The organism is Massilia rhizosphaerae (assembly GCF_016093545.1).
Classification (GTDB): Bacteria; Pseudomonadota; Gammaproteobacteria; order Burkholderiales; family Burkholderiaceae_D; genus Telluria; species Telluria rhizosphaerae.
The window spans coordinates 165,523-178,955 of sequence record NZ_JADKYX010000006.1 but is presented as its reverse complement, the minus strand read 5'-3'; the positions used below and the strand labels follow the sequence as shown (position 1 = coordinate 178,955).

At 69.5% G+C, this 13,433-nt stretch carries 8 protein-coding genes; 5 read left to right on the top strand and 3 right to left on the bottom strand.

Going from position 1 to position 13,433, the window contains the following annotated elements; genetic code table 11:
- The first annotated feature begins 11 nt into the window (after positions 1-11).
- Positions 12-1,976, top strand: coding sequence for a type III secretion system outer membrane ring subunit SctC (sctC, locus tag ISF28_RS11700; protein ID WP_198117358.1), 1,965 nt, complete (start codon positions 12-14; stop codon positions 1,974-1,976).
- Positions 1,977-2,137: 161 nt separating this feature from the next.
- On the opposite strand, the gene ISF28_RS11695 is transcribed toward sctC, so the two are convergent.
- A complete protein-coding gene (locus ISF28_RS11695) occupies positions 2,138-3,154 on the bottom strand; it encodes a hypothetical protein (protein WP_198117357.1) in 1,017 nt (338 codons plus the stop codon).
- A 331-nt stretch (positions 3,155-3,485) separates the two neighbouring features.
- Here ISF28_RS11695 and ISF28_RS11690 point away from each other — a divergent pair, with 331 nt between their 5' ends.
- The 3 genes from ISF28_RS11690 to ISF28_RS11680 all read left to right on the top strand — a co-directional run bounded on the left by ISF28_RS11690 (position 3,486) and on the right by ISF28_RS11680 (position 6,817).
- A complete protein-coding gene (locus ISF28_RS11690) occupies positions 3,486-4,637 on the top strand; it encodes a hypothetical protein (protein ID WP_198117356.1) in 1,152 nt (383 codons plus the stop codon).
- A 123-nt stretch (positions 4,638-4,760) separates the two neighbouring features.
- On the top strand, positions 4,761-5,657 hold the full coding sequence (locus ISF28_RS11685) for an SET domain-containing protein (protein ID WP_198117355.1): 897 nt from the start codon (positions 4,761-4,763) through the stop codon (positions 5,655-5,657).
- 65 nt (positions 5,658-5,722) lie between these two features.
- Positions 5,723-6,817 (top strand): type IV pilus twitching motility protein PilT, encoded by a 1,095-nt coding sequence (locus tag ISF28_RS11680; protein ID WP_198117354.1) that lies wholly within the window; start codon positions 5,723-5,725, stop codon positions 6,815-6,817.
- On the opposite strand, the gene ISF28_RS11675 is transcribed toward ISF28_RS11680, so the two are convergent.
- Together ISF28_RS11675 and ISF28_RS11670 are read right to left on the bottom strand one after the other, a co-directional pair.
- Positions 6,814-8,109: a diguanylate cyclase gene (locus tag ISF28_RS11675; protein ID WP_198117353.1), complete on the bottom strand. Its 1,296-nt coding sequence runs from the start codon at positions 8,107-8,109 to the stop codon at positions 6,814-6,816. The two genes, ISF28_RS11680 and ISF28_RS11675, sit on opposite strands and share 4 nt — an antisense overlap.
- A gap of 29 nt (positions 8,110-8,138) precedes the next feature.
- Positions 8,139-9,947: an amidohydrolase family protein gene (locus tag ISF28_RS11670; RefSeq protein ID WP_198117352.1), complete on the bottom strand. Its 1,809-nt coding sequence runs from the start codon at positions 9,945-9,947 to the stop codon at positions 8,139-8,141.
- Between the two features lie 265 nt (positions 9,948-10,212).
- On the opposite strand from ISF28_RS11670, the gene ISF28_RS11665 reads away from it, so the two are divergent.
- Positions 10,213-13,416 (top strand): hypothetical protein, encoded by a 3,204-nt coding sequence (locus ISF28_RS11665; protein ID WP_198117351.1) that lies wholly within the window; start codon positions 10,213-10,215, stop codon positions 13,414-13,416.
- The last annotated feature ends 17 nt before the right edge of the window (positions 13,417-13,433 follow it).

Here is a 13,433-nt window from a genome sequence, read left to right as displayed (position 1 = left end):
GTGCCGCCGCCATGAGCATATCGACTTTCGCACGCCGCCGGCCCGCGCGGCTGGCCACGTTCCTGGCGGTCGCCGCCGCCGTCGCGGCCCTGACCGTGTCCGCTCCCGCCCACGCCGAGCACATCCCCTGGCAGGGCAACCGCTTCGAATACGTCGCCGACCGCAAGGACCTCAAGGACGTGCTGCGCGATTTCGGCGCCAGCCAGCACGTGATGACCTGGATCTCGCCGCAGGTCGAGGGCAACGTCACCGGCCGCTTCAACAGCCCGCCGCAGCAATTCCTCGACAAGATGGTCGCCTCGTTCGGCGTGCTCTGGTACTACGACGGGGCGGTGCTGCGCATCTACGGTCCGAACGAGGCGCGCAGCGCCACGCTGGGCCTGCAGCATGCGAGCACCAGCGACCTGCGCCAGGCGCTGGCGCGGCTGCAGATCGAGGATCCGCGCTTCCCGGTGCGTTACGACGACGTGTCGCGCACGGCCGTCGTGTCGGGCCCGCCGCACCTGGTCGACCTGGTCAGCGACGTCGCGCACCTGATCGACCATGTCAAGGTCTCGGGCGACACCGTGGTCGTGCGGCGCTTCCCGTTGCGCTATGCATCCGCCACCGACAAGACCATCACGATCAACGGGCGCAGCGTCACCGTGCGCGGGGTGGCGGGACTGCTGCGCGGCCTGTACGGGCAGGCCGCCCCGGGCGCCGGCGTCGAACCGGCTCCGGCGCGGCTCGACACCTACCGGCTGCCGAGCGTGCGCGAAGCCCAGGACGATGGCGCGGGGCGCGTGCCCGGCAACCGCGTGCCGCCGCTGCCCGCGCCGACCGGGCTCGGCGGCCTGGCGCCTCTTGCCGCCGTACCGGCAGGTATGCCGCCCGGCATGCCGCCCGGGATGCCGCAAGGTGCGGCCCCTCTGGCCCGCGCTTTCGACGACGCCCCGGGCCGCGGTGGACGCCGCGGCGACGAGCAAGTACCGGCCGCGCCGGCCGGACCGTCGATCGAGGCGGACCCGCGCGGCAACGCCATCCTGGTGCGCGACCGCGTCGAGAACATGGCCGCCTACGCCAGCCTGATCGAGTCGCTCGACATGCGCCCCGGCGTGCTCGAGATCGACGCGACCATCATCGAAATCACCGACAGCGCCCTGAACGAGCTGGGCATCGACTGGCGCCTGCACACGGGCCACATCGACCTCCAGACCGGCAACGGCCAGCAGCCGCAGGCGGGCAAATCGGACTCGCTGAATCCCTCCGGCTTCGGCGTGTTCCCGGTCTCGGGCGCGCTGCCCGCCACGCCGCAGGGCGCCGTGCTCACGACGGTGATCGGCAACGCCGGCAAGTACCTGCTCAACCGCATCAGTGCCATGCAACAGAACGACCAGGCGCGCGTGACCGCCAGCCCGCGCGTCGAGACGCTCGACAACGTCGAAGCGCTGATGGACAGCAAGAAGACGTTCTACGTGCAGGTGGCGGGCTACCAGTCCGCCGACCTGTACAGCGTGTCCGCCGGCGTGTCCCTGCGCGTGCTGCCGTCGATCATCACGGCGCCCGGCGGGGCCCAGCAGATCCGCATGGACGTGCACATCGAGGACGGCAAGCTCACCACCCAGCAGGTGGGACAGCTGCCGGTGGTGAGCAACAGCACCATCGACACGCAGGCCCTGATCAACGAGGGCGAAAGCCTGCTGATCGCGGGTTACTCCGTCACCCAGGACGACAATACCGAGACGGCGGTGCCGGGACTCTCGAAGCTGCCCGTGATCGGCGGCATGTTCCGTTATCGCAAGCACGAAGGGCAGCACTATCAACGCATGTTCCTATTGACCCCACGGGTGCTGTCGCCGGCCATCGGCGGTATCGGCGCGACGGAAAGCGCGCGCCGGGGCGCCGCCCAGGCTTCGTCGCCGCAACCGGCTCCCGTCCGCAAGCCGCGCTTCGCATGCGGCCTGAAACGCGCCGCCGTGCCCGCGGCCGCTCCCTGACAAACCCTGGCGCCGCCTCCGTGGCGCGGCGAGAAAACACCGCGGAATAAAAACGGCGCCCTGTTGACCTGGGCGCCGTTTTCATGTGCATCGCAATCATCGCAATCATCGCAAGCATGCCGGGAAACGGCCCGCCCCGCCAGGCGCGGGCCGTTTGCTTTTTACATCTGTTTGGTGCCGCGCGTGAAAGCGTCGCTGTCCGCCGGCGGGACGAAGACTTTCGGCGCGTTGCCGTTGCCGTTGTCCTTGCCGTCTTTCTTGTCCTTCCCGTCTTTCTTGTCCTTCTCCGCTTGCTTGCCCTTCTCCGCTTGCTTGCCGTCCGTGTGCCCGCCCTTGTGCGAGCTGGCCGGATCCGTCGACACGTGGCTGGTCGTGGAGCTGTGGCCGCCTTTCCGGCCGCGCCGGCCCGGAATACCGCCGGGGGCCATCGACAGCAGCATGGCGCCGCCCATGACCACGTCGGCGCCGCCGTTGTTCACCGCCTTCGTGCCCGCGTCGACGCCCACGTTCACGCCGGTTTCCACCGCCGATTTGACCACCTTGCCGACACTGCCATGCATCAGGCCGGCAACCATGCCATTGATCTTGTCGTTGCCGACGTGCAGGGCCGACAAGGTCGAGGCCGCGATCGTGCTGCCCATGCCTTCCGGTGTCAGGTCGGCCGCCAGGTTGAGCGCGTCCTGGCCGACGTTGGCGAGTTCGCCCGCCATCCCCTTCAGGTCGCCGTGGGCCAGGTCCTTGACGGCGTTGAGCGAGTGTTCGACGATGCCCTCGGCAGAATTGACCAGGTCCTTCAGGCCCGCATCGGTGCCCTTGTTGACCGCATCCTTGACGGTCTCCAGGCCCTTTTGGACGTCCCCGACGAGGTTGTCGAAGCCCTTGCCCAGGTGGAGGCCCTTGAGCGAATCGAGCGCGACCTCGGTGGTTCCCGTGGCGGCGTCGGCCGCCGTCTTTTCGAGGTCCGAGCCGAGCTTGGCCAGATCCTTCATCGCCTCCTTCATATTACCCTGCGCCAGTGCTTCGGTCAGGTCGAGGGCGTCCTTCAACACGTTCATGACGTCGTGCGCCAGTTTCTTCGCGACGCTTGCGACGCCGTGGGCGACCGAACCGGCGGCCTTCTCGATATCGTGGCCGAAATGCTCGAACGCGTGCTTCATTTTCGTAAAAATACTGCTCATGCTTTGCTCCTCGATGCGCGGACGCGCGTTGGTTGTGGGATGGTGCTGGTTGATGGATAGGAGTACGCGCAACGGGGGATGGCTGCTTGTACCCGTTTTGGCCGCGCAGAATCGCGCACGCGATCCTCCTGGCAGGCAGCGTAAGACAGCGGCCGTTCCCGGACGGGGCGGGATGCGAAGACGTGCGTACGGTGCCGAAATCCGGCCCGCGCTTCGCCCGGACGGGCCGTGCTTCGCGCGGCACGGCGCCCGCGCAGCGGCGAATCCTTAAGATCGCCGCTCCGCCAGGTCATGTCGACCCGCATCAACCATTCGCTTTCAAGGAATCCGTATGACACGCATACACGGCGCCGGCTCGTATCCCACGCCGCCGGCACTCGACTCGGCAGCCGCCGTGGTCGCGAGCTCCCGCCCGGCCCGCGCCTCGCGCAGCAAGGGCGACGCGGCGCTGGCGACACCGGGCGCGCCGGACGCACTGGCGTCCAGGTCGTCCGGCCATGGCGGCAGCCGGCCCAGGACCGCGCTGGCCGGCCAATTCGTGGAACGCGGCGCGCCGGACGGCGGGCCCGAACGCCCGGAATCCGCCGCCGGCGCGCAGGACGACGCGGGCGTCGCATTGTTCGTCACCGTATCGAGGCTGTGCCGCGCCGGACACGACGGCCTCGATCCGACGTTCACCTACCGGCTCCGGGGCGCGCCGTCGAGCACGCAGGCGCTGTTGTTCAAGCTGGCCGCGCACCCCCGCATCGAGACCGGCACGCATGCCGCCGGGCTGACCCGCAAGGCAGCGGCGCTGCGCAACCTGGTCGCCACCGCAGGCGTGATCGGCATGCCGGTGGTGCTGTACTGCGACGCCGATCCCGTGCCGTCCGCCCACCCGGGCCGGGTCGAGGCGTTGTTCGCCCTGCCCGAAACGCGCGACACGACCATGCTCTGGGCGCACTGCGGCGGCGTCGGACGCGTCGTCCGCAAGGCGGCCGATCACGCGGATTACCTGTGTTCGATCCTGGAGGATGCGGCAATGCCGCACATCCACATCGACCTGTCATGGCCGCGGATGGCGCGCGAGATCCTGCCGCGCACCGGCGCGGACGCGCGGGCGCTGCAGGCGTGGGCGCGCCTGATCGACGACCATCCGGACCGCTTCCTGTTCGGCTCGGAGGCGCTCGAAGCGCGCGACAGGGCGGCGGCGTGGAAGACGATCGGCGCGCTGTACCAGCCGTTGCTGGAGACGTTGACGCCCGAATCCCGCCGCGCCATCACGACGGACAACTATGCGCGCCTGGTCCTCGACGCGCGGCCGCGGATGCGGGCGTTCGCGCAGCATGTGCTCACGCCGGCATTCGTGGAACGGGACCTGCGTGCCTGGGAAGACGGCTGCAGCAACTATGGCGCACGCTTCGACCCCGTCGTCCTGCGCGCCATGCGCGATGCGGCGTATGCCGGCGCGGGCGTGGACGCGGACGGCAAGCGCCTGGCCTGAGCGGCGCGGCATTTCGCATTCCCGGCGCCGCGCTTCGCATCGGCGCGGCGGGCCGCGCGCCGGCGGCGTTATCGTGGCGGGACTGCCGACTCAGCTTGGCTCACCCGACAAAGCGAGATTCCCATGACCGTATCGACCGACCCCCGCGTGCAATCCATCATCGAGACGATCGACACCTGCCTGGCCCAGGCCGAACGCCTGCCCGGCACGGCGGCCCACGACGCGATCTTCGACAGCGTGCCGGCGCTCAAGGCGCGCATCGTCGACACGCTGGCCGGCGACGCCCGGGCCGAGGCGCAAGCCCTTGGCTACCTGACCGACATGTTCGAGCGCTTCAAGCGGCGCCGCCCGATCGCGCGGCTGCCGTATTCGCCGCTGCTCGACGCGCGCTACCCGTTTCGCGACGCGGCGCAGAACCCGATCCATATCGTCGCCGTGACGGACCGGCCGGAGCGGTTCGGGGCGTGCGACGATCCGCGCCGCGAGGCGGTACTGCCGTTCGTCGATCCCGCAGCCGACGAGGCGACGCTGGGCGCCGCCTACCACGACCGGCTGGTGTGCCGCGCCATCACCCGCGCCGACCTGCCCGATCCGCGCGAACACGTGCTGGCCGGGCAGTTGGGCGTATTCGCCGCGCGGACATTGCGCAGCGGCGAATGCCTGGGAGTGTACGGCGGCCAGCTGCTGACGCCGGCGATGTACTTCACGTGCGCCGACGACGCCTTCATCCTGTCGGCCGTGTCGGGCGCGGACTTCGCCTTCGTCGACGGCGAGAACATCCTGGCGATGGCCAATACCCGGCTCGCCTATGACGCGGACGGCCTGCCGGTGGCGCAGGCCGGGGAGGGCTACAACATGAAAGCGGTGCGTTTCCACGTCATTTCCGCATGCGGCCGGCGCTTTTCGATCGGCGCGATGTTCGCCACGGAGGATGTCGAGGCGGGCACCGAATTGCGCTGGAACTATGGTCACTCGGCAGAGGTCATCGCTGCCATGTACCGCCCCATGTACCTTGCCTAGCGCCTCGCCGGCGTGGCGCCACGCCACGCCGTGCTGCGAGCCGCTTCGCGTATCGTCGAGAGATCATGTCCCACGAGTTTAATCATGTCCGCGACCTGCTGGATGAATTGGTGTCCCTGGTAAATTCCGGCCAGGGTATTTCGGATATCCATCTGGAACAGGATCTGCCCTTGATGATCAAGACGCCGCGCGGCTGGCGCCAGGCCGGCGCCGCGCCCGTCACGCTCGCGGACATGGCGCCGGTGCTCGGCGCGATCGACAAGGACTGGGAACTCAAGATCGTCGACCGCGCCATCGACCGGCCGTTCGCGCTGCCCGACTACCGGCTGCGCTGCCACGTGTACCGGTCGTCCGGCGGCGCCATGGTCACGGTGTCGATCCGGTGCCTGCCGGCGCGGCCGATTCCGCTGGCGCAAATCGGGCTGCCGCAATACGCCTGGACGATGCTCGAGGCGACGCGCGGCGTCATCGTGGTCACCGGCCCTACCGGCTCGGGCAAGACGACGACGATCGCCTCGATGCTGGACCATATCAACGCCACGCGCAGCGCCCATATCGTCACGATCGAAGAACCGATCGAGTACCGGCTGCAGCGCAAGCAGTCGATCATTTCGCAAAAAGAAGTGCCGACCGACACGGCGACCTTTTCTTCCGGCCTGCGCGAAGCGTTGCGCCAGAATCCGGACGTGCTCATGGTCGGGGAAATCCGCGACTTCGATACCGCCGACACGGTCCTGTACGCGGGCGACGCGGGGCATCTGGTGCTGGCGACGATGCATACCACCAGCGCGGTCGGCGCGCTTGCCCGGCTGCTGGACTTTTTCCCGGCCGATCAGCGCGACCGGCGCGCGGCCGGCCTGGCCCGGTCGCTGGTCGGCGTGATCTTCCAGAGCCTGGTGCCGAACGAGCGGGGCGATGCCCTGGTCCTGGCCCATGAAATCCTGTTCAATCACAACCAGCAGCTGGCGCGCTACATTGCCGATCCGGGCAAGGTGCACCAGATCGAGGACGTCCTGCGGCGCAGGGAAGACACCATGTCGCGCAGCCTGAACGACGTGCTGGCCCAGCTGGTGGCGCAAAAGATCATCGCGGCCCGGGACGCCATGCGCGCGGCCTACAATCGGCTCGAGCTGCACGACATGCTGGGCCGTATGCGCTAGCCGCGGCCGGCCCCGGCATGCGCCAGCGCGACGCGGTTGCGGCCCGCCCGCTTGGCCTCGTACAAGGCTTCGTCGGCCAGGCGGAACAGGTCGGCGGGGTCGGCGCCGCCGCCGGCGTCTTCCAGGTCGGCCACGCCGGCGGAAAAGGTGGCGTGGAACACCGTCTCGTCGGCCTTGTGGCGCAACGTGCCGAACAGTTCGCGGATGTCGTCGAGCACGCCGCCCGCCGCCGCCGCGTCCGTTCCCGGCATGACCACGGCGAACTCCTCGCCGCCGTAGCGGCCGATCAGGTCGCCGTGGCGCAGGCGCTGCTGCAGCATGTGGGCGATGGCGCGGATGACCTGGTCGCCGACCTGGTGGCCGTGGGTATCGTTGATCTTCTTGAAGTAATCCAGGTCGACCATGGCCAGCGCCAGCGGACTGCCGTCGCGCTTGCTGCGCGCCATTTCGCGCAGCAGCTGTTCCTTGATCGAGACGTGGTTGTACAGTCCGGTCATGCCGTCGCGCATGATCAGGCTGCGCAGCGCGCGCGAGCGCTCGACGCGCATCGTGACCGCGCGCGCCAGGTCCGCCGGCGTGCCCGGCGGCGCCAGGAAATCGTCCACGCCGGCCGCCACGGCGCGCCGCTGCGTCGCGGGGTCCTGGCGCGCCGACAGCACCAGCACGGGCAAATCGAGGAAGGCCGGATCCTGCCGGATCAGCCTGGTCAGGTCGATCCCGTCGCAGGCGGGCGTGTCCACGTCGATCACGATGGCGTCCGGATGGTGCCGGCTCAGGGTGGCGAGCAGGTCGAGCGGCTTGTGCAGGCGCAGGGCTTCCATCCCGCCCTGCGCCAGGGCCTGCTCGATCCCGTCCTGGCGGGCGGCGCCGCTGGCGGCGACCAGCACCCGGCAGGGCGCCGGGTTCCGGCGCTGGGCCAGCGTCTCGATGCGTGCCTTGAGCTCGTCGATGTCCAGCGGCCTGGCCAGGAAGCCATCCACCCCGGCCCGGGCGGCCGCGAGGCGCACCTCGAATTTGTCGAGGGGGGCCAGCCACAGGATCGGCACCGGCACCGCGCACCGGGCACGGATGGCGCCGGCGCAGGCCGGATCGGAGAAGCGGCTGCCGTGGCTGGCAGGATCGACGACGATGCAGCCCAGGCCTTCCTGCGTGGCGAGCTGGTCGAGCTGCGTCGCGACCGCCACCTCGAAGCCTGCCGTGCGCAACTGCAGTGCGGTGTCGCGCACGAGAAGTCCGTTGTCGCCGAGCAGGCAGATGCGCTTGGCCGGCGTGGGTGTTGCTGGAAGCTGCATCGCGTCGTTCCTCATGTTGTCATGCGTCCTCAGCTGGCCTTGAACAGGCGGCGCAAGCGGCTCGGCCCGGACTTCTTGTCCGAGGCGGTCAGCGCCGCCACCCGTGCATCCTGCTGGGCCTTGATCTTCTCGAGGTGCGCCTTGACCTGGGCCGGCGTCTCTTTCGGGCGCGCCGACGCGGGCTTCGCGGCGGCAAGCGTTTTCCCGTTCACATCCACGCCCGCGCTGGCGAAAGCCGCATCGCGCGCCGCGCGCAAGGCGGCCGGATCGATGTGGGGCCCGGCATTGACGCGGGTGTCGCCCGACGCGCGCAGGCGCTGCTCGACGAACTCCGGCGTGAGCACATGCTGCTCGAACGCGCGCACTTTCGGACGCGCATCGACCAGCAGGCGCTCGTAGTTCCCGGTCTTGACGGCGATCCGCGCTTCGGGCGTCAACTTGTCCAGCAGGGGCTTGTACAGAACCCCGGTCTCTTCCCAGGTCGCCTTTTCCTGCGGATTGAGGGCGTCCGAGCCGAACAGGAAGCGGTCGGGATGATCGTTGATCAGCTGCGACCAGGCCTCGATCGATTCATGATCCGGCACTTCCTTTCCGTCGGCGTCCGTCTTGAGCACGATCTGGCGCGCCACGCGCGACCACGAGATGTCGATGTTGATGTGCTTCATGTCCGGATTCGACAGGATCGAGCGCAGGTTGTTGGCGTGGTCGGCCGGCTTCTGGACGAAGCGTCCGACCCCGCCGCAGTGCGCCCAGATGATGGTCGTATCGCGCGTTTCGGGCGAGGCGAACAGCTGTTTCAGGTCGTCCAGGTGCTCGGGCTGGGCACGGCCGTTGGCGCGCTGGTTGGCGGTCGAGTCGACGTCGCAGTGCAGCACCACCGGCATGCCGACCACGCCGGCCGTGGCCACCAGATTCTTGAACGATTGCACGTTGTCGGTCAGGTTGGCCTGGCGCGCGCCTTCGTACTGGCTCTCCACCAGTTCCTTGTGAATCGTCACCTCGCCCACGCCGGTGAACATGCCCGGGTGCGTGGCCAGCTTGAACAGCAGCGCCTGGGGGCTCAACGGGGAACCCAGGTGCAGGCCGGTGACCATCGGATCGAGCCGGTCGCGCTCGGCCTCGCTCAGCTTGGAAATATTCATGAACAGGGCGGTGTCCGCGTCGACCTGCTGGTTCAGCATCAGGTGCGAGCTGCCCTTGATGGTCTGCTCGACCTCGGCCGTCAATTCGTCCGGCTTGATGTTGGCAAACTGCGTCGGCACGTAGTACGGCTCGGGCGGGATATGGTTGTGATCGCCGTGCGAACCGCACGGCATGACGTCGGTCGGAATCGGCGCCATCACCGAGCGGTGGATACCCACCTGGTCCATCATCTTGAGCATTTCGCGCGGCACCATGCCTTGCTGCGTGTAGTTGGTGGGGTGGAAGTGCGAATCCGACATCCAGTGGCCGGTCGTCAGCTTGTCGGCCAGCGCGCCGGGCAGGCGCTCCGCCGCGTCGCCTTGCTTCATCTTCTCGAGCGTGGTGGTCAGGGCGCCGACCAGCTCGCCGGTCTTGCGCGGGGAGCCGGCGTGCGCGCCGCCGGCCGGCACATGCACGTCGGCCACTTTCACCGATGCGCTGAGGTCGTCGAAGATGCGGGTCGTGGCGACCCTGATCCGGTTGCCGCCGCCGGCGGACGATTTCGGCGCCGAAGTGCTTGGGCCGCCAGGCGAGGCCAGCGGCGAGCCGCCCGCGCTGCGCGAGGCACGCGGCGGACGCGAGGTGGAAGCCTGGTGCTCTGCCGAGTCCGGTGTCGTCAGGGCTGCATGTGAGTGTGCTTGGTCAACGCGAGTCATATGGTTTCCTATAGTAAATATGATTGGTGCCCCACACAACTGCGCGGAGCGTCGGGAAAGCTTAATCAGGCGCTATCACGCCCATGGCGCCGCCAGCGAAGCGGAGCCACCCCCAGCGAAGCGCCGGCCGGGCGCGCGCGGCGCTTCGCCTGCAGACACGGCAGTTCGCTTCGAGGCCGCCGCCGGCGCGCGGCGCCGACCCATACTCGGCCTGCCTCGGCAAACCTGCCTTGTGCACGCGCTACCCACTTTCGTAGAGACGCTTATGCCATCCCCGACCAGACTTTCCGGCGCCAGCTCGTCCGACCTTCATGAGATCACCCAGCCGAACGACACGCCGGCGCAGCCCGCGCGGCCCGAGCCGGTGCGGCCTTCGCTCAGCCGCCGCAACGACGGCTGGATCGCGTCCATGAAGCGCGCGCTCGCCCCGCGCCCGGTGACCACGTCGAGCTCCGTGCTCGGCAGCGTAACCAAGGCGCGTCCCATGACCGCGCGCGCCAAGCTCGGCCTTGGGCCGGAGGAAGCGCACAAGCCGGACCCGCACGCCACCACCCAGGCGGCCGCCCTGCGGCACGGGCGCAATGTCGCCCGGACCGTCGGCGGCGCGCCCAAGGCCGCCGTGGCGCGGGTGGCGCCGGACACGCCCATCGTCGCACCGGGCGGCACCGAGGCGGTGGCGGCAGGCCTGTTCAATTACACAGGCGTGGGCGACAGCCATGTGATGCCGTCCCTGATCGCGGCCGACCTGCGCCTCTACCTGGCCCCGCCGGAGCACGCCGGCGCCGATGTGGCGGCCGAAGCGGCGGGGCGCCAGGAATTGGTGCTGCGGCGCATGTCCCAGGCCTTCGGCGACGACGCGGGGGCCGCGCGCCGCGCGCTGGACGGCCTGGTGGCCGCCAGCTCCCCGCTGGCGGTCGAGAATGGCGCGTTCGAGCTGGCGCGCCGGCTGGCTCCCACGGCGCTTGGCCATTCGACGCTGAACGCCCTGTGCTCGCTGGATCGCCCGCGGCCCGACGACACCGCGCTCGACGCGGCCATGCGCAACGACGCCCAGCGCCTGGCCTTCACGGCCGCCAATGCCCTGATCGATGCCTTGCCCGAGGGCGCGCCGCGCCCGGCCAGCCTGGCCGAGGTCCGCGAGATTGCCGTGGCGGCGCTGGCACCGCACGACCGGCCGCACGGCACGCCGTCGCAGGCGCCGCCGGCGCCGATGAAGGGCAACGTCAGCCTGGCGGCCAAGGCCTTCCTGGCCGCGCACCAGCTGGCGGCCAACCCGGAAGCCGAACCCGAACGCCATCTCAAGAACGCCTATTTCTCGTGGCGCTGCGGCTTCACGGAAGAGGGTCCGGGCACCCCGCTGGCGCGGGCCCAGGAGCGCATGTTCAAGCTGTCGCGCTATGCCCGCCGGGCCAGCAACCCCGGCATGCTGGCGGCCCTGCGGCGCGCATTCGGCTTCAACAAGTCGCCCATGTCGGCCCTGTCCATGGGCACCGGCGGGGCCAGCCTGCGCCAGCCGGAAGACGACTTCCAGAAGGCCAAGGTGATCCAGGACCTGGGCGACGTGCTGATCGAGCGGGCGCAGGCGCGCGACGACGCCCCGCTCGACCAGCGCATCAGCGCTGCGCTCAAGGGCGCCACGCTCGAACAGTGGTATACGCGCACCGCCCACAAGGGCTGGCGCGACCAGACCACCGTCACGCCGGCCATGCGCAAGGCGATTGCCGCGCGCGCCGCCGAGCTGGCCGGCGTCAGCGTGACGGAGGTCAAGTTCAATCCCACCTATAAAGAGCTCAAGGGTACTCGCTCCATCCTGCGCCCGCGCGGCGGCGCGCAGCTCGACGTGGCCACCCTGCGCCAGTGGATCGAACAATGCGAGCCGGGCGTCGCCGCCGGCGCCGCCCCCACCGATGGCGCCGCCCCCATCGATACGGCCGCCCTGCGCGCCGGCGCCGATCAGCTGGCCACGCTGGAGCACGACGGCGAAGTGCCGCTCGACACCTCCTCGCCGCAAACCGTGCTCCAGAACTTCAGGCGCGTGATCACCGAGCCGCGCATGACGTACGACGTGCGGCTGACCAACGGCGGCCAGTTCGGCGTCAACTTCAGCGCGGCGGAATTGATCAACCTCCCGGTGATCAAGCACGTCCCGTTCGTTCCCTTCGTGCTGGCCGGCCCGGACGTCAAGCTGACGCACGGCCGCATGGCCATGATCAACGGCGGTTCGTCGGCCAACCACGGGCAGCTGTTCATCGGCAGCGACCGGCGCATCTCCGGCCACCTGGGCGCCAGCGCCACCGCCGGCGTCTCCGTGCTGGGCAAGCGGCTGCTCGCCGGCGGTACGGTGCAGGCGCTGCCGCTCATGGTCGACACCTCCAGCCCGAAAGGGGTGATGGTGCGCTGCCGCTTCCAGCCGATCGGCCCGGCCCCGGCCGGCCATCCCGATCCGTGGCGCGCCAAGCTGCTGTCGGTGGTCGATGCCGCCACCGCAAGCGGCCCGAGCGGTGGCTTGCCGACCGACGTCAACGCCATGTGGGATGCGTTGTCGCACACCTTCTACAAGGACCCCGATGTGTCGCTCAACTGGCTCGAGTCGCGCGGCAGCTCGGTATCGAGTTCGATCGGCGCTGCGGCGGTCGCGCGCTTCCAGCACCATGGCCACAAGGTGGGGCCGAACGTCCAGGTCAACGCCGCCAAGACCTGGTCGTCCCGGGTGCGCAGGCAGGAAACACCGGGACCGCTGCGCGCCGAATATACCGGCAGCTCGAGCTCGCGCCAGGTCGGCGTTGCGGCCACGCTGGTCGCCGCCCCCGCGCCGCAGGGCCACTTTTCCGGCGAGACCGGGCATGCCGCCTCGATGGTGCTGCCGAGCGCGGCTATCGTCGGCTTCAGCACCACGATCCTGCAGTCGGAAATCGGCTCGGTATGGCGCATCGCCGAGGAGGACGGCCATATCGATCCGGCCCTGACTTACCGCGACACCACCTTTACCAGCATGAAGGACATGAAGCGCTACGTCGACAGCCGCCGCGCCAGCTGGGACGCGGCCTACCCCAACCAGCCGCCCGATGCGCCCAATCCGGCCGAGCCGATCGACCAGTACCTGGCCCGCGTGGAGGGGGATGCGACGTCGGGCAACCAGGTGTTCGCCGAGCGGGTTTGGCTGCGCCCGGATGCGGCCCGCCAGATCAACGTGCTGCGCGAACTGCGCGACGCGCTGGTGGCGCCGAACGCGCAGCCGAGCGACGAGCAGGCGGCACAGATCGCCATGCGCAATGCGCAGATCAGCACCCTGCTCGAATCGGACCAGAGCTGGGACAAACGCTTCTTCTATTCGCTGGAAATCACCGGTCAGTCGCGCGCGGTCGGACCGAACTTCATGGTGATGGGCCAGCAGGTGTCGGAGGTCTCGCATCCGCACCAGTTGAGCGTGCTGCGCGCCGAACGCCCGGTGCCGCCGGCCGGGAACTAACAGCCCATGTCATTGCC